A 465-nucleotide genomic window follows, 5' to 3' on the forward strand; every position below is an offset into this window, starting at 1 on the left:
TCCGTCAGGAGATCCGCGTCCGGGACGATCCGGGACACCAGCCCGGCCCGTTCCGCTTCCTGGACGTCCATGTTCCGGCCGGTGAGACAGAGGTCCATCGCCTTGGCCTTGCCGACCGCCCGGGTCAGCCGCTGCGAGCCGCCGATGCCCGGGATCACCCCGAGCCGGATCTCCGGCTGCCCGAAGACGGCCGACTCCGAGGCGATCACCAGATCACAGAGCATCGCCAACTCGCAGCCCCCGCCCAGGGCGTAGCCCCGTACGGCGGCGATCGCCGGCGTCCGCAGCTGGCCGAGCCGGTCCCAGGCGGTGAACCAGTCGCTGAGATACATGTCCATATAGCTCTGCGGCTGCATCTCCTTGATGTCCGCACCCGCCGCGAACGCCTTCTCGCCGCTGCCGGTGATGACGATGCAGCCGACGCCCGGGTCCCGGTCCAGCGCCTCGGTGGCCGATGTGGTGATC

General features: G+C 69.9%; 1 protein-coding gene. It reads right to left on the bottom strand.

Translation table 11 applies throughout. The annotated features are described in order from the left end of the window. On the bottom strand, positions 1 to 465 hold a 465-nt coding region (locus RNB18_RS51600), incomplete at both ends, for an enoyl-CoA hydratase-related protein (RefSeq protein WP_311721007.1).

It is taken from the genome of Streptomyces doebereineriae, from assembly GCF_031845645.1.
In the GTDB taxonomy this organism is placed as follows: domain Bacteria; phylum Actinomycetota; class Actinomycetes; order Streptomycetales; family Streptomycetaceae; genus Streptomyces; species Streptomyces canus.